This is a genomic window from Desulfurobacterium sp. TC5-1 (assembly GCF_000421485.1).
GTDB lineage: Bacteria > Aquificota > Aquificia > Desulfurobacteriales > Desulfurobacteriaceae > Desulfurobacterium_A.
In genome coordinates this window covers 471,038-497,512 of record NZ_ATXC01000001.1, presented here as the reverse complement: position 1 = coordinate 497,512, position 26,475 = coordinate 471,038, and the positions used below count along the sequence as shown (strand labels likewise).

At 39.2% G+C, this 26,475-nt stretch carries 24 protein-coding genes; 18 read left to right on the top strand and 6 right to left on the bottom strand.

All coding sequences use genetic code 11. From position 1 onward, the window contains the following. Positions 1-59: 59 nt before the first annotated feature. On the top strand, positions 60-1,436 hold the full coding sequence (selA, locus tag H153_RS0102460; RefSeq protein WP_022846555.1) for an L-seryl-tRNA(Sec) selenium transferase: 1,377 nt from the start codon (positions 60-62) through the stop codon (positions 1,434-1,436). Positions 1,437-1,612: 176 nt separating this feature from the next. Here the strand turns inward: selA and H153_RS0102455 are convergent, their stop codons facing one another. Further along, complete coding sequence (locus tag H153_RS0102455; RefSeq protein WP_022846554.1) at positions 1,613-2,581, bottom strand: putative sulfate exporter family transporter; 969 nt, start codon at positions 2,579-2,581, stop codon at positions 1,613-1,615. Positions 2,582-2,692: 111 nt separating this feature from the next. On the opposite strand from H153_RS0102455, the gene H153_RS0102450 reads away from it, so the two are divergent. The 4 genes from H153_RS0102450 (at position 2,693) to gatA (ending at position 5,368) form a co-directional block, all read left to right on the top strand. Next, entirely contained in the window at positions 2,693-3,013 is a 321-nt protein-coding gene (locus tag H153_RS0102450) for a cyclic-phosphate processing receiver domain-containing protein (protein WP_027719967.1), read from the top strand. After that, positions 3,010-3,534, top strand: a complete 525-nt coding sequence (locus H153_RS0102445; RefSeq protein WP_022846552.1) for an archaemetzincin family Zn-dependent metalloprotease — start codon at positions 3,010-3,012, stop codon at positions 3,532-3,534. Before H153_RS0102450 ends, H153_RS0102445 begins: the two co-directional genes overlap by 4 nt. Before the next feature lie 70 nt (positions 3,535-3,604). After that, a complete protein-coding gene (gene gatC, locus H153_RS0102440; protein ID WP_022846551.1) occupies positions 3,605-3,895 on the top strand; it encodes an Asp-tRNA(Asn)/Glu-tRNA(Gln) amidotransferase subunit GatC in 291 nt (96 codons plus the stop codon). 12 nt (positions 3,896-3,907) lie between these two features. Then, positions 3,908-5,368, top strand: a complete 1,461-nt coding sequence (gene gatA, locus H153_RS0102435) for an Asp-tRNA(Asn)/Glu-tRNA(Gln) amidotransferase subunit GatA (RefSeq protein WP_022846550.1) — start codon at positions 3,908-3,910, stop codon at positions 5,366-5,368. Between the two features lie 11 nt (positions 5,369-5,379). On the opposite strand, the gene H153_RS0102430 is transcribed toward gatA, so the two are convergent. From H153_RS0102430 to H153_RS0102415, 4 genes are read right to left on the bottom strand one after another with little or no spacing between them, the layout of a single operon-like run. Further along, positions 5,380-6,975, bottom strand: a complete 1,596-nt coding sequence (locus H153_RS0102430; protein ID WP_022846549.1) for an FAD-binding protein — start codon at positions 6,973-6,975, stop codon at positions 5,380-5,382. After that, entirely contained in the window at positions 6,975-7,649 is a 675-nt protein-coding gene (locus tag H153_RS0102425) for a 4Fe-4S dicluster domain-containing protein (protein WP_022846548.1), read from the bottom strand. The genes H153_RS0102430 and H153_RS0102425 overlap by 1 nt, the downstream gene beginning before the upstream one ends. Further along, a complete protein-coding gene (locus tag H153_RS0102420) occupies positions 7,642-8,004 on the bottom strand; it encodes a 4'-phosphopantetheinyl transferase superfamily protein (RefSeq protein ID WP_022846547.1) in 363 nt (120 codons plus the stop codon). Before H153_RS0102420 ends, H153_RS0102425 begins: the two co-directional genes overlap by 8 nt. After that, positions 8,001-8,720, bottom strand: coding sequence for a pyridoxine 5'-phosphate synthase (locus tag H153_RS0102415; protein ID WP_027719965.1), 720 nt, complete (start codon positions 8,718-8,720; stop codon positions 8,001-8,003). The genes H153_RS0102420 and H153_RS0102415 overlap by 4 nt, the downstream gene beginning before the upstream one ends. Positions 8,721-8,812: 92 nt before the next feature. Between H153_RS0102415 and mazG the strand changes: the two genes are divergently transcribed. The 13 genes from mazG (at position 8,813) to H153_RS0102350 (ending at position 25,328) form a co-directional block, all read left to right on the top strand. After that, positions 8,813-9,598 carry a nucleoside triphosphate pyrophosphohydrolase gene (gene mazG, locus H153_RS0102410; RefSeq protein WP_022846545.1) on the top strand — a complete coding sequence of 262 codons (786 nt, stop codon included), beginning with the start codon at positions 8,813-8,815 and terminating at the stop codon, positions 9,596-9,598. Continuing rightward, complete coding sequence (locus H153_RS0102405; RefSeq protein ID WP_022846544.1) at positions 9,585-10,067, top strand: universal stress protein; 483 nt, start codon at positions 9,585-9,587, stop codon at positions 10,065-10,067. The genes mazG and H153_RS0102405 overlap by 14 nt, the downstream gene beginning before the upstream one ends. Then, complete coding sequence (gene mtnA / locus H153_RS0102400) at positions 10,064-11,134, top strand: S-methyl-5-thioribose-1-phosphate isomerase (protein WP_022846543.1); 1,071 nt, start codon at positions 10,064-10,066, stop codon at positions 11,132-11,134. The genes H153_RS0102405 and mtnA overlap by 4 nt, the downstream gene beginning before the upstream one ends. Next, positions 11,128-11,697 (top strand): Holliday junction branch migration protein RuvA, encoded by a 570-nt coding sequence (gene ruvA, locus H153_RS0102395; RefSeq protein ID WP_022846542.1) that lies wholly within the window; start codon positions 11,128-11,130, stop codon positions 11,695-11,697. The genes mtnA and ruvA overlap by 7 nt, the downstream gene beginning before the upstream one ends. Then, entirely contained in the window at positions 11,687-12,652 is a 966-nt protein-coding gene (ruvB, locus tag H153_RS0102390) for a Holliday junction branch migration DNA helicase RuvB (protein ID WP_022846541.1), read from the top strand. The genes ruvA and ruvB overlap by 11 nt, the downstream gene beginning before the upstream one ends. 160 nt (positions 12,653-12,812) lie before the next feature. After that, a complete protein-coding gene (locus H153_RS0102385) occupies positions 12,813-13,298 on the top strand; it encodes a hypothetical protein (RefSeq protein ID WP_022846540.1) in 486 nt (161 codons plus the stop codon). 3 nt (positions 13,299-13,301) lie between these two features. After that, positions 13,302-14,564 (top strand): PelD GGDEF domain-containing protein, encoded by a 1,263-nt coding sequence (locus tag H153_RS0102380; protein ID WP_022846539.1) that lies wholly within the window; start codon positions 13,302-13,304, stop codon positions 14,562-14,564. Beyond that, positions 14,558-15,469: a hypothetical protein gene (locus H153_RS09055; RefSeq protein ID WP_022846538.1), complete on the top strand. Its 912-nt coding sequence runs from the start codon at positions 14,558-14,560 to the stop codon at positions 15,467-15,469. The genes H153_RS0102380 and H153_RS09055 overlap by 7 nt, the downstream gene beginning before the upstream one ends. Then, positions 15,466-16,986 (top strand): GT4 family glycosyltransferase PelF, encoded by a 1,521-nt coding sequence (gene pelF, locus H153_RS0102370; RefSeq protein ID WP_022846537.1) that lies wholly within the window; start codon positions 15,466-15,468, stop codon positions 16,984-16,986. The genes H153_RS09055 and pelF overlap by 4 nt, the downstream gene beginning before the upstream one ends. Beyond that, a complete protein-coding gene (gene pelG, locus H153_RS0102365) occupies positions 16,967-18,349 on the top strand; it encodes an exopolysaccharide Pel transporter PelG (RefSeq protein ID WP_022846536.1) in 1,383 nt (460 codons plus the stop codon). The genes pelF and pelG overlap by 20 nt, the downstream gene beginning before the upstream one ends. After that, entirely contained in the window at positions 18,315-21,026 is a 2,712-nt protein-coding gene (locus H153_RS0102360) for an endo alpha-1,4 polygalactosaminidase (RefSeq protein WP_022846535.1), read from the top strand. Before pelG ends, H153_RS0102360 begins: the two co-directional genes overlap by 35 nt. Then, positions 20,923-22,056: a tetratricopeptide repeat protein gene (locus tag H153_RS0102355; protein WP_022846534.1), complete on the top strand. Its 1,134-nt coding sequence runs from the start codon at positions 20,923-20,925 to the stop codon at positions 22,054-22,056. Before H153_RS0102360 ends, H153_RS0102355 begins: the two co-directional genes overlap by 104 nt. Further along, positions 22,053-25,328 carry a tetratricopeptide repeat protein gene (locus H153_RS0102350; protein ID WP_022846533.1) on the top strand — a complete coding sequence of 1,092 codons (3,276 nt, stop codon included), beginning with the start codon at positions 22,053-22,055 and terminating at the stop codon, positions 25,326-25,328. The genes H153_RS0102355 and H153_RS0102350 overlap by 4 nt, the downstream gene beginning before the upstream one ends. Here the strand turns inward: H153_RS0102350 and H153_RS0102345 are convergent. Then, complete coding sequence (locus H153_RS0102345; protein ID WP_022846532.1) at positions 25,306-26,475, bottom strand: MFS transporter; 1,170 nt, start codon at positions 26,473-26,475, stop codon at positions 25,306-25,308. The two genes, H153_RS0102350 and H153_RS0102345, sit on opposite strands and share 23 nt — an antisense overlap.

The window sequence follows — 26,475 nt, the reverse complement described above, 5'->3', positions numbered from 1 at the left end:
TCCTCGGAAGCTAATATAACACAAGGTATAATTTAACAAAACCTACGGAGAAGTGAAAAATGGGAAAAGAGCTATTGAGAAAGATACCTTCTGTAGATAGAGTGCTTAAGCAGTTCTCCAACAGTAACAACAAAAAGATTAAGGACGCCGTAAGAAAAGGGCTCGATAACTTACGGAGAGCAATCTTACAAAACCTTATATCTGAAGTGACAGAAGAGACTGTCAGAAAATTTATCCTTGAAGAACTTGAGCGGCTGGAAACGTTTAACCTGCGCAAGATTATAAACGCCACAGGCGTCATAATTCACACGAACTTAGGAAGAGCACCTATAGGTGAAGAGGTAGCTGAACACCTGAAAGAGATAATAACTGGATATTCAAATCTTGAACTTAACCTTGAAACGGGAAAAAGAGGCATCAGGTATCAAAACGTTAAAGACCTTTTGAAAGAATTAACAGGTGCAGAAGACGTTTGTGTAGTAAACAACAACGCAGCTGCTGTTTTACTTGTGCTGTCTGCACTGGCCTCTGGAAAAGAGGTTGTTGTTTCAAGGGGAGAGTTGATAGAGATAGGAGGTTCCTTCCGCATTCCAGATGTGATGAAACAGAGCGGTGCAATATTGAAAGAGGTGGGAACAACCAACAAAACACACCTTAAAGATTACGAAGAAGCAATATCTGAAAACACAGGGCTCCTTTTAAAGGTTCACACAAGCAACTATAGAATTTTAGGATTCACAGAAAGCGTAACATCTAAAGAGCTGGTAGAGATAGGGAAAAAACACGGAATCCCTGTATATGAAGACCTTGGAAGTGGAAGTTTTATAGACGTAAGGCGTTTTGGACTTTCATATGAACCGACCGTTCAGGACGTTGTAAAAAGCGGCGTTGATATTGTCTCTTTCAGTGGCGACAAACTTCTTGGCTCTGCTCAGGCTGGCATTATTATAGGTAAGAAAGAATTCATTGAAAAAGTGAAAAAACACCCTCTCAACAGAGCCTTAAGGATAGACAAGATGACTCTATCTGTCCTTGAAGCAACGTTAAAGCTATACAAAAACGAAGAGTACGAAAAAATACCGGTATGGAAGATGATCTCAGAATCACCTGAATCAATAAAGAGGCGGGCAGAAAAACTGTACAGCTACTTAGATGGAAAGCTCCCGGAAAACTTCTCTCTATCCATCAACGGGGAAGAAGCAGAAATCGGTGGAGGGGCACTTCCACTTGAGACACTCCCAACGTTCGTTGTAGAAATTTCCATTAAGGACAGGAACGAAGAGGCCTTCTATGAACTACTCAGACGCGGAAAGCCACCCGTAATAGGAAGACTTAAAAAGGGAAAACTTCTGCTTGATATGAGAACTGTAAAAGACGAGGAAATAAGAACACTCTCTGAGGCAATCTTAACGGGTGCTAAAAGATTAGTTGGATAATGAACAAAAAAGGAAGGCCGCCTGAGCGGCGGCCCTTTCATCTTGGGGAGGAGGGAGGGGGATAGGGGGTTGTCACTATTAATAATAGTTCCCAATTAGCCTTTGTCAAGATCAAATCACAACTTTTTGTAAATTTTGATACAAACTTCAAAACTGAACCACCGTTCTTAACACTATCAAAGAAAAATATGAATAAGTATCACGAGAAATGCTACTTGAAGCATGGAAGTAGCCGCTCCAAAAAGCAAGGCTTTTGGTCCTTCTTTCAGCAATTCTGAAAACTTCACCCTCATACCAATAGCCGTAATTGCTACAACAAGCAGATATTCACCGGCAATTTTAATGTACTCAATAGCCCATCGAGGAAGATAACCAGAAGATGCAAGAATACTGAGAGCAAAGAAACCAATTATAAACACAGGTACAGGAAACTTTTTAGCGTTAGAATTTTCCCCTTTTCCAAAGATGTAAGAAAAGAGCACAACAAGAACACCTATCATTAAAATCCTTACCATTTTAAAAAGTATGGCAAACCTTGCAGCATCTATGCTTAGAAAAGTTCCAGCAACAACAACCTGTCCAACAGACTGCAGTCCACCACCAATAAGGGCACCGCTCTTTATAACATCATAGTGAAACACTTTCACTGCGAGAACAGGGAGGAGGAACATCAGTATGGTACCCATAAGATTAACAACAGCCACGGGGATACCAACCTCATCCTCATGTGCCTTTATTACAGGAGCAACAGCAGCTATGGCAGACGAACCACAAACAGCATTACCGGTACCCATTAAAAGGGAAAAGTTTCTTGAAAAACCAAGTAGCCTCCCTATCAGGTAATTTACCGTAATGACAAAAGCAACAAGAATCACTATCATAACGGCACCTTTAAGGCCTATATCTATCAAGGCGTGAAGGTTCAATCCCACACCAAGCAGGGCTATTGCAAGGGCAAGTATTTTCTGCTCAGAAAACTTGATACCCGGCTGAAAAGACTTGTCTTTCACAAGCGTATTTCCAACCACTATACCGATAAGTATTGCAAACGTGTCAGCACCAAGGGACGGAAAAAGCTTTCCCAATATTAGAGAAACTATGGCAACAGCAACACACGCGAGTAGTCCTTTCAAAATCTCTCTCATCTTTTACCTCCTGCACCACTTGGAGGTGGTAATATGTGCTTTACAGCTCGAAAAGTCAAGAGACAACTGCTAAACTTTTTGAAAGGAAAAAAGAGGCATGCAGGAGGAAACATGAAACTTTACCTCGATGACATAAGATTTCCCCCAAAAGGTTTTAAACTTATAAGAACAGTCAATCAGCTAAAATCATTTGTCAAAAAATATGGAGAAAAAATAGAAGTCTTAGACTTAGATTACGACATGGGCATGAACAGTGTTGACGGTGGTAACGGGATAGACTTTTTAAAGTGGCTTGAAGAAGAAGTTTTTACAGGGAAGTTGCATCTTAACAGAAATCTAAAAATAGAATGCCACTCTTCCAATATGGAAAAAAGAAGAAAGATGGAAGAGATAGCCGCAGGAATAATGGCTTTTTTAAGGAGTCAGCGATGAACGTCTGCATCGTTCCGGAAAAGGAAATTGATAAGGAGTTACTTAACTACCTTGAAGAAAAACTATCGGAGATATTTGGAAAAGCCAGGATAAAAACATTCTTCCAGATACCTGAATATTCCTTTGACATATATCGCCGGCAATTTAATGCAGAACTGGCCGTAAAATCTCTTCCCTTCCCTGATGGCAGAAACTGTGGTGTCGTCTTAGGAATAACAGAAAAAGATCTTTTTGCAGATGAACTTAACTTTGTCTTTGGAATAGCAGAACCTTTTTCAGGAAGGGCTATAATATCTATAGCCCGACTCAAGAACAGCTTTTACAACTTACCAGAAGATAAAGAACTCTTTAAGCTTCGAACATTAAAAGAGGCTGTCCACGAAATTGGACACCTTTTAGGACTTCCCCACTGCCCCAACAGACAGTGCGTCATGAGCTTTTCAAACTCAATAATAGACGTTGATCGCAAAAGTTACCTATTCTGTCCAAAATGCCAGAATGTTGTTAACTCTGCAATATGAAATATAAATGCAACCAACGCTTTTTAGATGTATAATAACATCTGTTAGTAAAAAAGGAGGGTAAGGATAGATGAGACTGTCAAAGGAAGAGGTAAAACATATAGCCCTTCTCTCCCGTTTATCACTAACGGAAGAAGAGGTTGAAATGTTTCAGGAACAGCTCAGTGATATCTTAACGTTTGTTGAAAAACTCAACGAACTTGATACAGAAGGCATAGATCCAAAATTCCAGATCATTCCAGCAGAAAATGTTTTAAGAGAGGACATTCCTGGTATCAGTTTCTCTTACGAAAAAACGTTTATGAATGCCCCTGAAACAGACGGAAAGCATTTCATTGTTCCAAAAGTCGTTAAGAAATAACGGAGGAGAAGAATGGAGCTGATAAATAGATCCTTGAAAGAGTTATCAAATTTAATGGCAAAAAAAGAAATTAAACCTTCAGAACTAACGGAAGAACTCCTCAAAAGAATAGAAGCTACCGAAGAGAAACTCAACGCTTACATAACCATTAACGAGAAAGCTCTCGAAGAAGCAAAGGAAAAGGATGAAGAGTTAGTGAAACTTTCTGAAGACGAAATTCCAGACCTTTTCGGTATTCCACTATCGATCAAAGATAATATAAATGTAGAAGGTCAAAAAATGACCTGTGCTTCAAAGATGCTGAAAGACTTTGTTGCCCCTTATGACGCCACTGTTATCAAAAAATTAAGGGAAAAAGGGGCAATATTCGCAGGTAAGAATAACCTTGACGAATTTGCAATGGGTTCATCAACAGAAACATCCTACTTTGGCGTAACCCACAACCCCTGGGATTTAGAGAGGGTGCCCGGTGGTTCTTCTGGTGGTTCCGCCGCTGCTGTAGCTGCCCGTTCAGCAATAGCGTCACTTGGTTCTGACACAGGTGGTTCCATAAGGCAACCCTGTTCTCTCTGCGGTGTCGTTGGCATGAAACCCACCTATGGAAGAGTATCAAGGTACGGCCTTACAGCGTTTGCATCTTCACTTGACCAGATCGGTCCGATAACAAAGAACGTGGAAGATAATGCTTTCCTCTTATCCCTAATAGCAGGAATAGATGCGAAAGACGCAACCAGCGCAAAGCTTCCCGTTCCAGACTACACAAAAGCTTTAGACAATGATATTAAAGGTTTAAAAGCCGGACTGCCGAAGGAATATTTCATAGAAGGTATCGAACCTGAAGTAAAAGAAAGGATAATGGAAGCGGTAAAGCACCTTGAAAGCCTCGGTGTTGAAATAGAAGAAATATCCCTCCCCCACACCTCTTACGCAGTTGAAACCTACTACATAATAGCACCGGCAGAAGCTTCATCAAACTTAGGTAGATTTGACGGCGTTAGATACACTTACAGAGCAGAAAATTACACTGACCTTGTTGATATGTATTGTAAAACCCGTGCTGAAGGTTTCGGTAATGAAGTTAAAAGAAGGATAATGATAGGAACCTACACTCTCAGTGCGGGATATTATGACGCCTACTACCTGAAAGCACAAAAGGTCAGAACGCTTATATATCAGGACTTCCAGAAAGCGTTTGAAAAGGTGAACTTTATCGTTACCCCTGTTTCACCAACAACAGCGTTTAAAATAGGCGAAAAGGTGGGCGATCCTATCAAAATGTACCTTTCCGACATATTCACAATAGCCCTGAACCTTGCAGGACTTCCGGGACTTTCAATGCCGTGCGGATTTGACAGTAAAGGCCTTCCTGTAGGTGTTCAACTTATAGGAAAAGCTTTTGATGAAGAGACCCTTTACGCCGTCGGATACAAACTTGAGAAAGCACTTAACATAAACAACCTGCCGCAACTTTAATTCGTCGGGGATTAATCCCCGACGATATATTCCTGAAATATCCTTGGCGTTTTTGCGACTGTTGTTATCCTTAAACTCTTTAATTCCTGATAGTATCTCTCAAGGTGGGAAAGTGTCTGTCTTCCGGGTTCGCTATATTTACGCCTTGCTGCTGCAAGTCCGGCCCTTCTTCCAAATACAAAAATATCAAGGAGAGAGTTACCCATTAAACGGTTCTTCCCGTGAATACCACCTGCAGCTTCACCCGCAACAAAAAGATTTTTAACGGTAGTTTCACCCTTTTCGTCTATAAGGATACCACCGTTCTGGTAGTGGAGCGTCGGATAGACAAGAAGTGGCTGTTTTTCAATGTTTATCTTAACTCTCATAAACATTCTGAAAAGGGCCGGAAATTTCTTTTTTAAAAATCCCTTGCCGTGTTTTTCCTCTATAACCGGTGTATCAAGCCAGACACCGATTCTCCCTGAAGGTGTTTCTACGCCCCTTCCCTCTTCACATTCCTTTATCATAGCAGCAGCAACAACATCCCTTGTCTCAAGCTCATTAATGAATCTTTCTCCCTTAGCGTTAACAAGGTGAGCACCGAGACTTCTAATAGCTTCTGTAACAAGAACCCCTACCATGTGGTCAGGATAAACTATTCCCGTCGGGTGATACTGGAATGAATCAAGCCCTTCAAGTTTTGCACCCGCCCTGTAGGCTAAAACTATCGCATCGCCTGTCGCGCCAAAGTTGTTTGAAGTCTGAAATCCCTGAATGTGAAGCCGACCGGACCCCCCCGTCGCGAGAATTACAGACTTAGCTTTAACAAGAACAAACCGCTTCCTTTCAAGATCAAACAGTATTGCACCGTTACACTCACCAAATTCGTTAGTCGTTAATTCAACAGCCGGTGCAAACTCTAAAATCTCTATATCTGGTCTGTTCCTTATTTCATCTTTCAAAATCTTTATTATGTTAAGTCCTGTATAATCCCCTATGGAAAGAATACGTGGCGCCGTTGAACCACCTGCCCTTTTTGTAAGAAGATTTCCCTTTTCATCCCTGTCAAAGTTAACTCCAAGCTCAAGAAGCCACTTTACAATTAAAGGACCGTCATCAACCATCGCTTTAACTAATTCTCTTCTCCCCTGAAACTTACCGGCAACCATAGTATCGGCAAAGTGCCTAATCGGCGAATCATCCTCTGAAACGCTTGCCTGCATTCCGCCGAGGGCCATTATCGTGTTGGAATTACCGAGCCTCAACTTTGTGGCAAGGATAACTTTTGCACCTGCCGAATGGGCAAAGAGTGCAGCAGTTATTCCTGCACCGCCTCCGCCGAGAACAAGGACGTCCGTCTCAATGTCGGGACTCTCAAGATTAACTTCTCTATAATCAAAGCTGCTGAAAGCCTCAAGCAGATCAGCAATCTCATGAACCGTCCTATCACCCTTGTTAACACCAACCCTCAAAGTTCTAAACCCTGAAAGCCTGTAATCAGGATGAAACGAAGATAGCAACTGACTTTTTTCCTCATCACATAAAAGAAGCAACTGCTGCTTTTTCCTGCTTTCTCTCGTCTTTTCAACAAGTTCTATACTTTCAAGAAGATTTCCGGAATACATTAAACCTCCTCTCTCACCCTTTTACAGAATTCTACAAGCTCTTCATCACTCATCTGAAGGATCTTTCCCCACTCTTCGTCATACTTCATCTCTTCCATCTCTTTTAAGCGCTTCTTCAGATTTTCAGGAAACGGCATCTCTCTGCTTATAGCCCGCTGAACAAAGAGGGATATAAACTGAGGTGCTATACCGTAAGGACACCTTGAGGCACACAGACCGCACAGAATACAGTCTAACATCATTTCCGTGGCCTCTTCGTAACTTCCCTCTTTCAAAAGCTTCATAACCTTTGATACGTTTATCCACTCCGGGCAGGCAACGGTGCAGAAACCGCAGTTTTTACACATATCCAGTTCGGGATAGACTTCCCTTAACTTTTCTATCGGCTTTTCCATCTCCGAGATGTTGTAGGTAGCCGTTCGTGAAGGGAAAAAAGGCATAACTGTTATATTCATTCCCTCTTTTACAATTGTCTGACAGCCAAGACCGAACTTTACCCTTTTACTCCCCTTCTCAAGGTAAGCTATGGCACACGCACCACACAATCCTGAAAGACATCCGACACCTCTTTTTATATCGTGTCCGGTATCCCACAAAGCCTCTATAACCGTGTAACCTTCGGGAACTTTTATCTTCCTTCCTTCTATATATATCGAAACAAGCTTCTTACTCATCAGCCTCCTCTCTTATCACATTTACAAAAGCTACGGAAAAATCCTTTTCGTGGGAAATACTGAAAAGGATACGATATCCCTTTACAGGTATCTTAACATCAAGATGTTTTCCACCACCTGAAACAACAATATCCTCAAAGCGTACTGGAACATTTATGCGAGAAAAAGCTTTTATTATTGCCTCCTTTAAAGCAAATCGTGCAGCAATACAACCTACAACCTCACCGCGCCTCTTTTGAAAACAATACTCAACACCTTCAGGGAAAACCTTCCTGACAAACCTGTCTCCCCACCTTTTTAATGCATCTTCTACCCTCTTATTTGAGACAATATCAACGCCACAGGAAACAATCATCTCACCTCGTTGATAAGCCTTTTCATCTCTTTCACGGCATCGGAAAGGCCTTTTAAAACTGCATTTGCAACGATAGAATGACCTATGTTAAGCTCTTCTATCTCTTCGATTTCAGCAACAGGTTTCACATTTTTGTAAGTCAAACCGTGACCAGCATAAACCTTCAATTCCAATTCTTTAGCGTACTTTGCTGCGGTTCTTAACCTGCTAAGCTCTTTCTCTCTTTCCCCTTCACTAACCGCGTTGGCATACTCACCTGTATGAAGCTCGACAGCATCGGCACCCACATCTGCCGCTGCTTCTATCTGCTCCTTATCCGGGTCTATAAAAAGGTTCACAACAATGCCAGCCGCTTTCAAGCGCTTAACAACATCCCTTATACGGTCTTTCTGACCTTTAACGTCAAGTCCTCCCTCCGTCGTAATCTCCTCTCTCTTTTCCGGAACAAGCGTAACCTGATGAGGTTTTACTGAAAGGGCAATCTCCACCATCTCTTCTGTTGCTGCCATTTCAAGATTTATCTTTGAATGGATAACTTCCTTTATAAGTTTTAAATCCCTATCCTGTATGTGCCTTCTGTCTTCCCTTAAATGAAGCGTTATCTGGTCTGCACCTGCAAGGTCTGCAATAACCGCAGCGTGAACAGGATCTGGTTCAAACGTTTTTCTGGCTTCCCTGATGGTTGCGACGTGATCTATATTAACGCCGAGTCTTATCTTTGGCATAACCTCCTCCTGAGTAAGTTTTGTTTCAGTTAAATTCTACAACTTTTCACTGGTATAATTAACTTACGAACTGGAGGCGATAGATGTACAAATTTGAAGACCTTGTGAAAATCATGGAAACACTCCGCTCAAAAAACGGCTGTCCCTGGGACAGAAAACAAACATACGAAACCCTTTTGCCGTATCTTCTTGAAGAAACTTATGAATACATTGACGCCGTCAAAGAAAAAGATTACGAAAACATGAAAGAGGAACTTGGCGACATTCTGTTACAGGTTGTTTTCCATTCCCAAATTGCAAAAGAAGAAAACAGATTTTCCATTGACGATGTTGTGGATGAAATATGTCGCAAGCTAATATTCCGACATCCTCACGTATTCGGTAACAGAAAAGATATCAAAGACGCTCAGGACGTTCTTAAAGCATGGGATGAATTTAAAAAAGCTGAAGGTAAAAACCGCAAATCTATGCTGGATGGAATACCAAGATCATTACCATCCCTCGAAAGAGCTTTGAAACTTCAAAAAAGAGCAGCAAAAGTTGGATTTGACTGGGAAAAGGCAGAAGATGTAATCAAAAAAATAAAGGAAGAACTAAGAGAAGTTGAAGGAGCAATAACAAAAGGAAACAAAGAGCACATAGAAGAGGAAATAGGAGACTTACTTTTTGCAATTGTTAATTTGTCAAGGTTTCTCCAGGTCAATCCAGCAGTTGCTCTTCACAGAACAAACGAAAAATTTGTAAAAAGGTTTTCTAAAATGGAAGAGCTGGCTGAGAAAGAGGGAAAATCTCTTTCTGAAATGAGCATTGAAGAGATGGAAAAATTGTGGGAAATCACCAAAAAGGAGGAGAGGGATGTCAGTATTTAAAACAATTCTTTATCCAACAGACTTTTCAGACCTTGCAGAAGTGGCAAAAAAGTACGTGCTAAAATTGAAAGAAGCAAACGCCGAAAAGGTTATTATCTTTCACGTAATTCATCCTATGGAGTTTAGCCTACCACAGTTTGACGATCCATTTGCACTTGACGTTGCTGCCATATACGCCCACATTCCGGAAATTGAAAAAGCGATATTAGACAGGCACCAGGAAAAGCTCCAGCAATTAAAGCACGAATTTGAAAGGGCAGGATTTAAGGTCGAAACGATTATGACCGTAGGCGACCCAAAAGAGGAAATCGTAAAAACGGCTGAAGAAAAGAACTGTAACCTTATAGTAATTGGATATCACGGAAAGGGACTTCTTGAAAGAATTCTTGAAATTGGAAGCACCACTAAAGCTGTAATTAGAAAAGCCAAATGCCCGGTACTTGTAGTGAAAAAGGAGGAAAGGGAATGAGAAAAATAAAAGACATAAGACCCTTAAAGTGGGAAGGTGATGCTCTTTTGCTCCTTGACCAGAGGAAATTACCTCATATGGAAGAATGGATAACGTGTAAAACTTACGAAGATGTAGCAAAAGCTATAGAGGATATGGTAGTAAGAGGAGCACCTGCGATAGGCGTTACGGCTGCTTACGGTGTTACTTTAGGTGCAAAAGAACTTTCACAAAAAGCAAAGGATGTAAATGAATTCAAGATGTTGGCAGAACTTGTAATCAACAGATTAGCAACGACGAGGCCTACCGCAGTTAACCTGTTCTGGGCACTCAAAAGAATGAAAAGTATCATAGACGCCGGCCAGAATATTAATGATATCCTTCTTGCCCTTGAAACGGAAGCGAAAAATATAGAAACCCAGGACATAGACAGAAATAGAAAGATAGGAATGTACGGTGCAGAACTATTAGGAAACAAAGAAACCATACTCACCCACTGCAATACAGGTGCTCTCGCAACTGCTGGATATGGGACAGCCCTTGGTGTAATAAGAGCGGCGTATGAAATGGAAAAAGACATTCTCATATATGTTGACGAAACAAGACCTTACCTTCAGGGAGCAAGACTGACAGCGTGGGAGCTTCAGCAAGAAGGAATACCCTACTATCTAATAACGGACAACATGGCAGGATGGTTCATAGCAAACGACGAAATAACCTGCATAATAGTTGGTGCTGACAGAATAGCCCTTAACGGTGACACTGCAAACAAGATAGGAACATACACGCTATCTGTACTTGCAAAAGAACATGGAATTCCCTTTTATGTTGCAGCACCCTCTTCAACATTTGACTTTTCTATAAAAACAGGAAGTGAAATTCCCATAGAAGATAGACCTCCTGAAGAGGTGCTTTACTGCCACTGTAGTGACTGCAGAATAGCACCGGAACATGCGAAGGTGAAAAACCCTGCCTTTGACGTTACACCCCACGAAAACATAACAGGAATAATTACAGAAAGGGGTGTCATTCTTTCACCGAACGAGACAAAAGTCAAAAAATTCTTCAAACTGGAAGAAGAATGTTAGATTTTGTAAAAGGGAAAGTTGCCTTCAAATACTCCGACGGTATATCTATAGAATGTGGGGGCATTGGCATTAAAGTCTTTGTCCCCCTATCCACCTTAAGTAGAATAGTAGTTGGTGAAGAGGCATTTTTCTTTACAAAAGTAATATTCCCACCAGAAGGCACCCCTGCTATTTACGGATTTGAAAGTGAAGAAGAGAGGAAACTTTTCGAACTCTTAACACGAATACCTAAAATAGGTTCCCGCACAGCCCTTAACATCCTTTCTCACTTTTCAAAGCAGGAACTTACCAAAATTGTGGAAACGAAAGACATCAAAACGCTTTCAACCGTCCCGGGACTTGGAAAAAAATTGTCGGAAAGACTCATATTTGAACTTGCCTCAAAACTCAAAACAAAAGAAAACAAAAAAGAAAGAGAATTAATAGAAGTCCTTGAAAACTTAGGCTATTCAAGAAGAGAAATCGTTAAAATTCTATCAAAAATAGATACAGAAAACTTAACCTTTGAAGAGGCAGTCAAAAAACTAACATTACTCCTCTCTGGAGGAAAATTTGGAGGATAGATCTCCGCTAAGGCCTTTATCATTAGAAGAGTTTACCGGTCAGGAAAAGGTTAAAAAGCTACTACGTATAGCTCTTGAGTCGGCAAAAAAGAGGAACTCCACACTTGATCACATACTATTTTACGGTCCCCCCGGAACAGGAAAAACAACCCTCGCAACAATAATTGCAAGAGAAATGACAAAAGAGATAAAAGTGGTTTCGGCACCAATGATAGAAAAAAAAGGGGATCTCGTAGCATTGATAAATTCTCTCCAGGAGGGTGACATACTTTTTATAGATGAAATACACAGACTCACAAGACAAATCGAAGAGACACTATACTCAGCGATGGAAGATTTTAGAATTGATATTGTATCAGGAGGAGGTTTAAAAGCAAGAAGTTTTAGTATAACGCTACCAAAATTTACACTAATCGGTGCCACGACACGGCTTAACCTTCTAACAGCACCGCTGCGTTCCCGGTTTGGATTAATATGCAGACTTGAACTTTATACCGAGAAGGAACTTGCAGTGATAGGAAGAAAAAACGCTGAAAAATTAGGCATTTATCTAACAGACGAGGCTCTTCACGAGCTTTCAAAATGTGCAAGAGGAACGCCAAGGATATTAAATCAAATGTTAAAAAGGGTAAGAGATTTCTCTGTTGTTAACGAATGGCCTGTAATAGATATTGAAAAGATACGCATAATATTGAGAGAACTTGGAATAGATGAAAACGGACTTGACAGAATGGATAGAAGGATTTTAAAAACCATAGCTGAAACATTCAAAGGTGGTCCTGTAGGGCTTAACAGTCTTGCTCTTGCTCTAAATGAAGATAAAGAAACGCTTGAAAACATACATGAACCCTATCTCATTAAATTAGGACTGATAGTTAGAACAAGCAGAGGAAGAAAAATAACCGAAAAAGGTCTTAAAATAATCGGTAAAAATACAGGTAATCTTCTCTTTTAAAAAGCATGCTTTACCATCAAAAACAAGACTTATAAGAGATTAAATCCTATTTAACAAATAAAACCATTCGTTAGCGATATTTAATTGCAAATTTGGAAATTTTCAGTATAATTCTATCCATAAATAAAAATTGGCAACTAAATATATTAAAGGAGGAAAGATGAAAAAACTTGCGTTAGCGGGGTTGCTTACTGTTTTTATGCTTTCCGGATGCATGACAGAGATAAACAAAACACCCGTTATTATCTCTGAAAACACCACCTGTGTAGTCATGCCTTTTGTAAACTACTCAGAAACACCTTTAGCCGGTGAAAGTGCCGCCTCAATTACTTTTGGTGTTTTAAAAGCAAAGGGTTACGAAGTTTCAAAAGCATTTGACTTAAAAGAAAAAGATCTTGACTCGACAGAAATAAAAAAACTGGAACAACAGCTTAAAACAAGCGGATACACCTGCGCCATAGGAGGATACGTTAACGAGTGGCGCTACAAAACGGGAATAGATGGGGAACCTGCCGTCAGCGTAACAATTTATGTTGAAAACCTTAAAACGGGAAATGTAACTTCAACACTGACTGTTTCTGGAACCTCATGGGGACACAAATCAATAGGTGTTCTTTACCAGGAACTTTTAAATGGAGAGTTTTAATTAATGGCAAAGAAAGATATTGCTATTAAATTTGTTGTCGGTGAAGCAGTCCTTTTCTTTATAATTCTTACGGCCGTCGGCTTCTATTTTAATCCCAAAGACCCTCTTTTCATTCACTCAACAGTAAACCCCTTTGTACTTTTAGAGCTTACAATAACGCTTTTTTACGGCCTTACAGGCGGTCTTGTTTTCCTTGTTGCAGCCGTCCCCGTTTTCAGGTTCATATATCCTCAATTTCCTCTTTCCTTTCTTCTCTGGACACTGTTGCTTGTACTTATAGCCGGTGAATTTTTCTCTTACTGGAAAAGACGCATTGAATTGTCTGAAGAAGAAAGCACCTACTTCAAATCAAAACTGAGAAAGCAGACAAATGACTTTATACTGCTCAAACTTTCTCACGATCAATTAGAAAAACACTACCTTGTAAAACCAATAAGCATAAGAACCGTCCTTGAAAAAATTAAAAAGGAACTAATAAACAACAGAGAAAAGGCCTTTGGAAACTTAATGAACCTTATAAGTGAAGCTTTTTTTGTAAGAAGGGGAACCTTATACTGTAAAACCCCCGAAGGGAATTTCAAATTAGCTGCTTCTATAGGTGAACCTGTTAAACTTGACATGAATGATCCTCTAATACGGGAAGCTATAGAAGAAGAAAGAACGGTATTTTTATCATCGTCATCATCACAATCAAATTACCTCGCGGTAGTTCCGGTATTTGACATCTCTAACGATGACGAAATTATTGCATTCTTCCTAATCAAGGACCTGCCATTCAGATACCTTAATGCAGACAACATACTTTCAATAAACGTGGCTCTAATCTGGTTTATGGCAGAACTGGAAAAAACAGAAATGGTAAAAGATCTTGTAAATGAGTTCAGATATCTCCCCGTTGATTTTATAGTTGAAGTACAGACCGTAAAAATTCTTTATGAAAAGTTCGGAATAGACAGTTACATGGTTGTGTATAAAATTCCAGAAAACCTTAAAGACATAATTCAATTTATTCAGAACAAAATCAGGGGAGTTGATTTTTTGGTTTATCATAAAGTAAATAACTGCTATATGGTTTACATCTTACTACCTCTTTCTTCCCTTTCCTCAGCTGAAGGTTTTTCAAACAGAATTTCAAACGAGCTTAAGAGACGTTTTGGAAGTGAAATTAAAAATAAAATTACTGAAAAATTCATTAAAGTTGATGGAGAAATATACAAAAGCCTGAAGGAAGAGGCAGACCGAACCCGGGAGGAAAAGGAATGCTGACTTTTTCTCCCCGACACCTGCTTTTTATACACATCATAATATCGGTAATTGCAACCATCATAACCGTAATCTTAATGCCCCGAAACTTCAAGAGAAACCTCCGCAACATTTTAACTGTACTCATGTTTAATCTGCTTATTCCCGTTGCCGGATGTCTGTTTTCAATAGTAATTTTTGTGATAGTAGCACGCTTTAAGAGGGAAACCACCATTAAAGCAAAAAAGTTACCGATAAGAGACATTACACTGGAAAAAATAAAAGTAAAAAGCAGAAAACTTGGAGAAGCAGCCCTTACTCAGCTTATAAAAAGCAAAAGAGTAAACAATGAACACGCATTATTAATTATGGGAAATTTTATAAACCCCCAAACAGTAGAAGCTGCTAAAACAGCTTTATTTTCAGATAACGATGAAATCCGGCTTTACGCTTTTGCTATTCTTTCAAAACTTGAAAAAGAGATTGACGACAAGATATCTTTTCTGAAAGGAAAACTGCAAAAGACAGAGGACGACAGAGAAAAGGCAATGATTCACTTTGAACTTGCATCTTTATACTGGGATATGGTGTACCTGCGTGTTGCGGATAAAGAATTAATGCCGTTTATTATAAAAGAAGCTCTCAACCATATTCAGCATTCCCTTAAACTTTATACGACGCCGGAAATAGAACTCCTTGCAGGGAAAATTTATTTAAAACTAAAGGAAAGAGAGAAGGCAAAAAAGTTCCTCTCATCAGCTTTCAGTCAGGGAGACAAACTAATGAAAATGAAAGTTGTTCCTTACCTTGCAGAGATAGCTTTCTACGAAAAGGACTACAAAAAGGTTGAAGAGCTTTTTTCTATACTTGAATCACCTCTACACCCCGAAATTTACTTTATGAAGCTTTTCTGGACAGGTAAGAAATGATAATAGTAGACAAAAATAGAGAAACTGACATACTTATAGTTGCGGAAGGAACCTATCCCTATGTAAAAGGCGGAGTGAGTTCCTGGATTCACAGTTTGATAACAGGCCTAACTGAATTCAACTTTGGAGTAATCTTCCTGGGAAGCAGAAAAGAAGACTACGGTGATATAAAGTACAAACTTCCGGAAAACCTTACCTACCTCTCGGCAAACTTTATATTCAGTGATAAAGAAAAACCTCCTCCGAGAATACTTAATTCTGATTCCGAAAAAATGGAAAAGGTTAAAGAACTCCACAAATGGTTTAGAAGAAGCGGAGAGAAAGAGCTTCCTGAAACCTGGAAAAGCCAGAAATTTTACATAAAAGAGGTAACAGAAGAAGAGTTTCTTTACAGCAGAGAGGCATGGAATTTTATAGCAGACAGTTACTTTGAACTTGCAGGAGATGTACCCTTTATTGATTATTTCTGGACAGTAAGGAACATCCATGACCCAGTATGGCGCGTGGCTTCAATTATGGAAAATATACCTGAAGCTAAAATTATCCACAGTCCATCTACCGGATATGCAGGCTTCCTTTCTGCAATGGCAAAAAGCGAAAAAAAACTTCCTTTTATATTGACAGAACACGGAATATATACCAGAGAAAGAAAAATAGACATAGTTAATGCCGATTGGATTTCCGACAGAGGATTTTTCTTTCAGAAAGAAGTTGGAGAAATAGACCATCTGAAGAAAATGTGGATAAGCTTTTTCCGGGGAATAGGGGCTTTCTGCTACGATTCGGCTGATGTTATTATTTCACTTTTCGAGGATGCCAGAAAGCTTCAGATTGCCCTTGGAGCTCCGGAAGAAAAAACAGAAGTTATCCCTAACGGTGTCAAGGTAAAAAACTTTCTGAAAGCACGCAAAGCCCGACCCCAAAACCCGCCTCCGGTAATCGGTCTGATTGGAAGAGTGGTCCCTATAAAGGACATAAAAACCTTCATAAAAGCAATGAGAATAGTTGTTAACAAAATGCCCGAAGCACAGGGATGGGTTGTGGGCCCCACTGACGAAGACCCTGATTATTATGAGGAATGTTTAAAACTTGTTAACGCCCTTAACCTTGAAAACAGCATTAAATTTCTTGGATTTCAAGACCTTAAAAACATCTTTCCCAGAATAGGGCTTACAACACTCACATCGATAAGTGAAGGAATGCCTCTTGTGGTTCTTGAATCGTTTGCTGCAGGCGTGCCCTGCGTAACGACCAATGTTGGCTCCTGCAAACAGTTAATATATGGCGGACTAAACAGTGAAGATTTAAAGATAGGAAAAGCGGGAGAGGTCTGCCATGTTGCTAACCCCGGGGAACTGGCAGACGCGTATGTGGAGCTTTTAAACAATAAAATCCTGTGGAAAAAGTACCAGAAATCCGGCATAGAGAGGGTAGAGAGATTTTACGATTATCAGATGTTTTTAAATAACTATCGCAAACTTTACAGGAGCTTCATTCATGGCAGGCATAGCGTTTGAACTGAAAAAAATTCTGAAAGAAAATAGGCTGACATCACTTTTTCTCGCATTTACGTATTCAACTTCTCTGAGTGCCGGCCCATGGATAATATCAATTATTAGTATAATAGTGGCAGGAATTGTAGCAGAAAGAACAACGGCCGAACACGAAACAGTAAGACAGTATCAGATAGTTATAACATACATTACTGCTTTCAGCCTTATACTTTCTGGCGCCTTTCAACTGTTGTTTACAAGGTACGTCGCAGACCGGCTTTTTGAAAAGGAAGAAGAAAGGATTCTCCCTAATTTCATGGGAGCTCTTCTACTAAACATGCTAATCGGCTTTCTGTTTGCCGTTTCCTTCACTCTTCTTACATCTTTAAGAGAAATTTACTACCGAATGCCATGGTTTGTTGTCCTGTTTGTCCTATCCCTAACGCTTATGACAGGTTTCTGGATAATAAACACTTTACTCACATCGTTTAAAAGCTACAAATACATACTTCTCTCTTTCGTTTTAGGCTTCGGACTGATGATAATAACTGCTCCTCTTTTCGGAAAGTTTGGACTCAGCGGTTTAATGCTTTCTTACTTCTGCGGTATAGCCCTCACTTTCATCATGTTACTGAGCTACATCTTCAAACACTATTCCTCAAAAAAACTCATAGAATTTGACTTTCTTAACAGACACAGAATTCACATATCTCTGGCATTTGTGGGACTTTTCTACAATACGGCAATCTGGGCAGATAAGTTCGTATTCTGGCTTTCAAACATAACAGGAGAATCCGTAATCGGACCGTTCAGAGCATCCATAGTTTACGATGTCCCTATATTCCTTGCCTACCTGGCAATAGCTCCAGGAATGGGTATATTTTTTCTTAAGCTGGAGAGTGAATTCGCTGAACACTACGACAGATATTATTCTGCTGTAAGAGAAGGAGAAACTTTAGACAGAATATATGAACTTGGTCACGAACTTGTCGTTGCTGTCAGAACACTTATTCAGGAAGTTTTTAGAATCCAGGCAATCGCTGTAATTCTTATTTTTTTGATGGAAATAGTTATTTTCAGGTTCTTCCACCTTTCTCTACTGTATTTACCCCTGTTTAACGTTCTTCTCCTCGGAACATACTTACAACTTGTCGTAATGGCCATTCTATCTGTACTTTTTTACTTTGACCTCAAGATATATGCACTTTACACAACGCTTACCTTCGCCGTCTTCAACTTTTTACTATCAGAACTGAGTATAGCAATAGGACCTTTTTTCTACGGTTACGGATTTTTTCTGTCACTGATTATAAGTTTTCTTGTAGGTATCTTTTTGCTCAGGAGGTTCCTGAATGAGATTCATTACAGGACTTTTATGCTTATTTAGTCTTTTAATATGGAACGTTGCTTACGGAAGAGAAAAACCTTCCGTGGCTGTTATTTATTCGAATCCTCCCGAGGAGATTCTCTACCTTTACGATTGGATAGTCGTTGATCCTTCAACTTTTAACATGCAGTTTCAAAAAGAGAGATACTACATGAAAAAACACGGAAAGCTTATAGCTTACTTTAGCCTCGGAGAAGATAGCATAAGCTCAATGCCCCGAACATGCATCATAGGAAAGAACAGAACATGGAAAAGCAACGTGGTTGATATAAGAAAACAAATGTGTCAGAAAATCATTCTTAAGAAGATACAAGCACTTTCAGGAAATTACAGTGGTTTTATGTTCGATACGCTCGACTCTTATCAGCTGGCGCTTCCTGAAAAAGAATGGAAAAGCTACGAGGAAGCCGAAGCGGAATTTATCCGAAAAATAAGAAAACTATATCCTGAAAAGATCATTCTCTTAAACAGGCCATTTGAAATATTCCCAAAAGTTAAAAACTACATAAATGGCATTGTAGCAGAGTCTCTGTTCTTTGGCCTTGACAAAAATCACAACTACATCAAAATGCCGGAAAGTGATACACGGTGGCTGCTCAAAAAACTGACAGAAATTAAAAACTCGGGGATTCCGGTAATAGTAATTGACTACACCGACAACAAAACAATCGCAGCACAGGATGCTGAACAAATAGAAAACATGGGATTTATCCCCTGGGTTACGGACAAAAATCTCAAGCATATAGGTACGGGTGTTTATCAGTTCATACCGAGAAAGATCGCCATCATTTACGATGAAACGGTGGACAACAATCCTGCCCATCAAATGGCACAGCTCCCTCTTGAATGGCTTGGATATACACCGGTTCTTTTTAAATACCATCCTGAGAAGCTTCCGGAACTTGATGACTCTTACAGAGGTATTCTTGTATGGTTGATGAACGGGATTAAACCAAAAAACAGGAAAAAATTTGAAAACTGGCTATTAAAAGAAATTCATGCAGGGAAAAAAGTTTTTCTCGTGGACCCTTACAACCTCTTTGACTACCGATTTTTAAAAAGACTGGGCATTGAAGCTTTTGAAAACAAGGCCCCGGTAACTGCAGGATTAAAATTGCTTAAATTCCCTGGAGATTTTGGATTTGAAATAAAAGGTAAACCCGAACCTGCAGATATACTGATAAAACCGTTTAACGGAACATCCGTTGTGGAATACAGAAACAGCATTGGGCAGATTTTCGTTCCTGTTGCTCTAATGAACTGGGGAGGATACGCAAATCAGGACATCCTGATAAAAACAATGCAGGACATGACTTTATGGGTCTTAAATCCATTTTCACTGTTCCGGAAAGTTTTCGGGTATCTGCCGGCTTACGATGTGACTACCGAAAATGGAAGAAGAATAATGACGGTTCACATAGATGGAGACGGCTTTGAGGGAAAGGCAGACTTTCCTCCGTTTAGATTTTCAGGAGAAGTTTTAAGAGACAAAATTATTAAAAAATACAGGGTTCCCACAACGGCTTCCGTTATAGTAGGAGTAATAACCGACCTTTATCCAGAACTATCAGATAGACTTAAAAACATTGCCAGAAGCATTTTTTCTCTTGAAAATGTTGAGCCAGCAAGTCACTCCTACTCTCATCCTTTCAACTGGTACGACACATTGAGGATGTCTGAGGGACTACCCCCCGAAGAGAAAAATCCTGAATACGGCCACAACCTTCCAATCCCAGGATATAAACCTTCACTCAAAAAAGAAATCATCTGGTCAATAAATTACATAAATAAATATTTAACACCTGAGAACAAAAAGGTAAAAGTTTTCCTGTGGACCGGAGATTGCGTGCCTCCCAAAAAAGCCATTGAATTAACTTACAAAGCCAGAGTTTACAATGTAAATGGAGGAGATACAAGTGCTACTTTCAATTCGCCATTTCTTTATCTTATTTCCCCTATGGGCATAAACAAAGGAAAGTATTTTCAAATCTATGCACCTATCCAAAATGAGAACATCTACACAAATCTATGGAAAAACTTTGGTGGCTACGTAAGAGTAATTCAAACATTTAAACTAACAGAAAAACCGCGGAGGCTGAAGCCCATAAGCCTCTACTATCACTGGTATTCAGGACAGAAAATAGCTTCGCTTAAAGCACTTGAAAAGGTATATAAATGGGCTCTTTCCCAGAAACCTATTCCAGAATATTTGTCAGATTACGCTCAAAAAGTGATGGAATTCAGGGGAAGTGCCATAGCTAGGCAAAAAAATAAATGGATTTTTAAAAATGCGGGGAGTTTAAGAACAATTAGAATCCCGCTATCGGAAGGTTATCCTGATATCGATAAATCCAAAGGCGTCGTTGGCTACAGAAAAATTAACAACAGTCTCTACATAAGCCTTGATAATTCTGGAAATTATGAGCTGAAGCTTTCCAGAACTGACAATAATCCTTTTATTCTTGTAGAATCAAATGGAATAATAACAGATTTTGAGAAAGAAAATAGAAGGTATAAAATTTCTCTTAAAGGATACGTCCCACTTGAAATTACCATAAGAGAGGAAGGATGTCATGTTAAATCTTCCGGGAATCCCGAAATTTTCAAAAAAGGAAGTTTTATCAGATTTCGATTCAAAGAAAAAACTGCAAGCATTGAAGCAACTTGCAAAAATTAGGGTATTTTCAAATGCGGAAATACTTGTTTTTGTTCTTTTATTTATAGTGCTGGCGGCTTTCCTATTTCCAGGAGGAGAGATCACGGAAACCATACTAAGTGGAAAAGAAAATTTAAACTTTGGACTTTCAAGAGTATACATAGAAAGCCTCCTTAGAATTAAAAAAGATCCCAAGCTTATTATGGTGCTCATAAAAAATGACATAAAAAGTGGAAATATTAAAGAGGCAGAGAAGTTTTTAAAAGAACTGGAGAAAATGGGAAGCATTCCGGTTTCCAGAAGAGAACTACTGAAAATAAAACTTGCAATTCTCGAGGAAAAGTACTCTCAGGCAGCGCCGAACGAAAAAAACGCAATTAAAAAGCAAATCAAGAAAACCCTTAAATATTTAGCTTTAACAAACTTTGACCCTGAAACGGTAAAGAATATCTATACCGAATCCTTAAAATTTGGCTTCGCAGATATAGCGTATCTTGCAGCAGATAAGCTGACAAATATGGGTAAAGATTCTGTAAACTGGCATAAAAAGGCACTTAAACTTGCCGTTATACTTAAAAATTACGACGAAGCATTTAAACATCTAAACTTTTTAATAAACCATTCTACCGGAAGAAAAAAATTGGAATTTCTAAGAAGAGCATTCCGTCTTTCTGTAGCAGCAGGCGACTTTGATAGAGGATATTTCTACGGAGAACAACTTCTTAAAAGTGGCAATTTCTCCAGAAAAGATGTAAACAATTTGATCAACATGGCTCTTGCAGTAAAAGACTACAACAGCGCATTCAAGTATGCTTACGAAGCATTTAAGGCAACAAAAGAAAAATATTACTTTAAAAAAACGGTGGAAATAGCATTATGGGCAGGGAAAAAAGAACTGGTAAAACATCTCATAATAAAGTACGGGATGCACTATCTAAATGACCCTGAAATGGCACTCTTTCTACTAAAAACTTCTATGGCACTCAACGACCGAAACCTATCTCTTCAACTTGCCGACAAAGCTGTAAGAATTTACGGGGGAAAAAGGTGAGAAGAATAAAGGAAATCTGGCTGTACACATGTTGTCTCTTGCTTCCTTCAGTGGCTTTTGCCGGAAGCATAGCCTATTCATGGCAACTCGGAACTTTCAGAAGCCGCTCTCAGGCGGAAAAATTTCTTGAAAATCTCCCGACAAGCCTTAAAAAAAAGTCATTTATTTATATAACAGATTCAGGAAAGGTAACCGTTAGATTTGATGTGGCTGAAACGGTAAGAAAACTAAAGCAGGAAAAGAACCTTCTTGAAAAATTCGGAATTTCCGGTGCTTTTATAGTTCCAACAGATGCCAATAAAGTGAAAGGTTTTACCGGAGAAAAAAAGAAAAATACACTGTACTATTCTGTCCAGCTGGGAACCTTCCAGTCGTATAAAAAGGCTGCCAGATATCTCAACAACCTTCCTGAAAGTATAAAAAGAGACGCGTTTATATATAGAACTGACAGAGGACTTTATACTGTAAGAATAGGGCTATCTAAATCCATTAAAGACCTGAAAAAGTTTTCCAAAAAACTTTCCCTACTGGGCATTAAAAATTTCTTTTTCGCTCCAACATCACCGAGAAAAATAGAGAAGAAGTTGTATAAAACAGTTACTGCAAATCTCAATAACAGAGAAGAAATCCTGAAAACTTCTCTCCGTATATTTTTAGGCAACAACAACCTGAAAAAGGCTTTTGAGGTTGCCAGAAGAGGAACTGTTCTTTTTCCAGAACACAAATTCTGGTGGGAGTGGCTTGCCAAAATTTCCCTCTGGCTTGATAACCAGCCGGTAGCGCTGCAGGCCTACAAGAAATTATATTTCAGTTTCAATGAAGAAAAAGTATTCCACAGAACATATTCTTTAGCTCTGGTGCTGGGAGATGAAGAAACCGCACAAAAGTTAATAGAGGAAGAAATCAAAAAAGGACACAAAGTTTTGTTCTATAAAGATTTAATTGCCTTTTTCAGAAAAATGGGGAACATTGATAAAGGAATAGAACTTGCAGAGAAAGTTTACGGCAACAATCCTCAACTAATAAGAGAAGCGGCTTTTATCTACTGGTTTTACGGAGAGAAACAAAAAGCTTTAAAAGAACTTGAAAAACTTAAAATTCTGAAGAAATATACGTATAACGATGCATTGATAGAAGCAAAAATTTTTATTTCGGACAGGAAGTTTGACAAAGCCCTGCAAGTTTTAAAAAACAATGCCGACTCCGTCCCTGAAAGCCTTACAGACTACTGGCAGTTAATGGGAAACCTTGCATGGGCACTGGGAGACTATGAAACCGCCGCAAGAGCGTCAGAAACTCTGGTTAATACAGGGAAGGGGAAAGACTTTGATTATTCACGGATAATTCTCTTTTACGCTTCAGTAAATCCTGAAAAAGCCATGAAATATGCACTTGAAGGCTACAAAGCAACAGGAATAGAGGACTTTATGATAGATTTTCTGAGCCTGGCAAGTAAACTGAAAAGATGGAAACTTATTATAAGCACGATCGATTCCCTTCCGGAAGCGGAAAAAAGAAGATTGTTATCAGAAAATTATCCTTTATCTGTTTATGTTCTCGCCTTATCAAATATTGGAAAAGTAAAAAAAGCAAAATCATTAATGGAGATAGAGCTTAAAAACCGAAAAAACACAGAGCTCATAGAACAGTACATTTACTTTTTAATGGATAACCAGGATATAAAAGATCTGGAAAAAGCCCTTTTTAATTATAAAAAGTATGCCGTTCTAAATCCCTATCCGTTCATAGCAGCTTACCTGTACCTTCAGAACGGTAAAGAAGCACTTAAACTTATAAAGTCGGTAAAGATTCCACCCTCAGACTTTTCCATGCTTTTAACAAAAGCTGATATTCTTGAACTATACGGCAAGCCCGAAGAAGCCAGAGCTATAAGATTCAACCTTTTCAAAAAAATGAAAAAGATCATAGAAAAACAAGGAATGTTTAAGAATCCGGATGAACTGGTTTCTTATCTGCGCGTTGCCATGTACTACGAACCACTCTGGAAGTTTGAAAGAGAACTTCAAGCATCACAAAAGTTCCTCCCGCCAAAAGTGTATAAAGAACTTTACTATTCATTCTTAATAAAATCAGGACAAACGGAAAAAGTGGATTATCTCGTAACAAGACACAGAGAGGATGTTTCAAAGTGGCTTCAGTTAAACCTGGCACTTTACGAAGACGACCGGTACAAGATGATGAAGTTAACTTCAAACTACGGCCCCGTACTGCCCATAAGGGATAGAGTAACCGCTTTAACTCTTGAAGGAAAACCGGGAAAAGCTCTCAACACCGCTTTTATTAAACTAACACATAATCCGTACGATGAAGAACTATATAAACAACTTAGAGATTTAAATACACAATACCGAAATTACGGGGTAATATCGGAAACACTGGAAGACCGCTCAGGCCTTTACGATATCAGAACAGACTTTTCCTTCAAATATGGAAAAAAAGGAAACGGAGTATATGCAGGCATTCATCAGTCAAACACAAAGTTTCTAAACAAAAGCGAATACAGAAAGTTATTTGACAGATATGCTACAGACCTTTACGTTGAAAAATTGTTTTCAACAGGGAGTGCAAAATTAAGCTTTAACATAATTAAAAACAAAAGCACAAATGTCGGATTGACTTTAACTTACAGAACACTTTTAAATCACAGAACTGAGGTAAAAGTAGAAGGTTCATCAGCGACAACCGCTGATGAATCTGTATATCTAATGTCTGCAGGATATAAAAGCACTGCCGGCATTTACATATCTTATCCCGTCATGAACTCTTTAACTTTAACATCAAACATAGAGTGGAACAAGTATTTTTCTTCTGACAGAAAAAATCTGGGAAGCGGCACAAATCTCTACGAAGAAATACTTTACAAATTAAGGGCAGGCTATCCAGATTTTACTTTTAAAACATATGTACTAAAAACATTCTACAACGGAAAAAACCATACAAACACTGCTGTTGATGAAATGACTTACTATCCGCCAGCAGATGCCCTCCCCGAAAGCTCCATGGAAGTGGGAATTGGTTTTGAGTTCGGCTACGAAAACAAATACAATTATGTAAGAGTGTGGCGGCCGTTCTTTAATATAAGTACGGGCTACAATACCGTTTACGGATGGGGAGTCTCAACAGGAGGCGGTATAGGAGGCATGCTCGTCGGGAAAGATAACCTGAATCTGGGATTCAGCTACTCTATAAATCCACAGGCAACCGGTGACAGAATCTTTAAATTTGAAATTAACTACAAGAAGTGGTTCTAAAACCAAGTAACATCAAAAAAGCAAGGAAACTCATGCATGCTGCAAACAGGAAAGCTACATCTATAGTATAATTCTGCCACAGAAAGCCGGCAATTACAGAAGCGGGAAGGACAAAAACACCAAAAACAGTATGATAGGTACCTATAACCGTTCCCTTTTTCTTTTCACCGGCAACATCTGCCATGAAAGAAACGGGAACCGTGTCGTCTATTGCAACATAAATCCCATAGAGTATAAAAGCAACAACAAGTCCAACAATACTTTTAGCCGCATAAAAAGTAACAGAAGCTCCCGCTCCAATGAGAAAACCTGTCAGAATTAACTTTTTCTTCCCGAAAATGTCAGCAAGAACACCTGCTGGATAAGAAAAAATAGCATACACAAGGTTAAAAAGGGCGTAAAAAAGCAGGTTATCTATTGTAGAATACCCGAGACTCCTGGCTTTCCACAGAACGAAAGCGTAACTGTATCTTCCTAAAGCACCCACGGCCACAACTGCGAGAAAGTATTTTATTTCCCGTTTTTCAACAGAAACAAGTCTCTCAATTTTTTTCTTTACTTTTCTTCCCGTATCTTTTACGAAAAGAACAATAATCATAACTGCAAAAATACCCGGAACGGCAGAGAGGAAGAAAACTGTTCTGTAAGAAGAGGCACCTCCAGTCTTCAGAAATGCAAGAATACCGAGGGCAATCAGAGGGCCAAGTACCGCACCAAAGGTATCCATCATACGATGAAAACCAAAAGCTTTACCACTACCGTTACTACCGGTAGATTCTGCAATCAACGCATCACGAGGTGCCGTTCTTATTCCCTTCCCAACCCTGTCTAAAATTTTAAAAACCAGAAAATCAAACCAACTTTTAGTAAATCCGAGCATGGCTTTTGAAAATGTAGAAATACTGTATCCGATTCCAACAAAAAGTTTTCTATTCTGAAACTTATCACTCAAATAGCCAAAAAGAACCTTCAATATCGAACTAAGACTCTCTATAAGGCCGACAACAACTCCACTTGTTATTTCTCTCAGCTTTAAGACATCTATAAGATAACCGGGAATTATAGGTGCTATCATTTCACTACTCATATCGTTAAGCAGACTAACCAAGCCTAAAAGAATAACGTTTCTCGAAACTTTCCGTTTCAT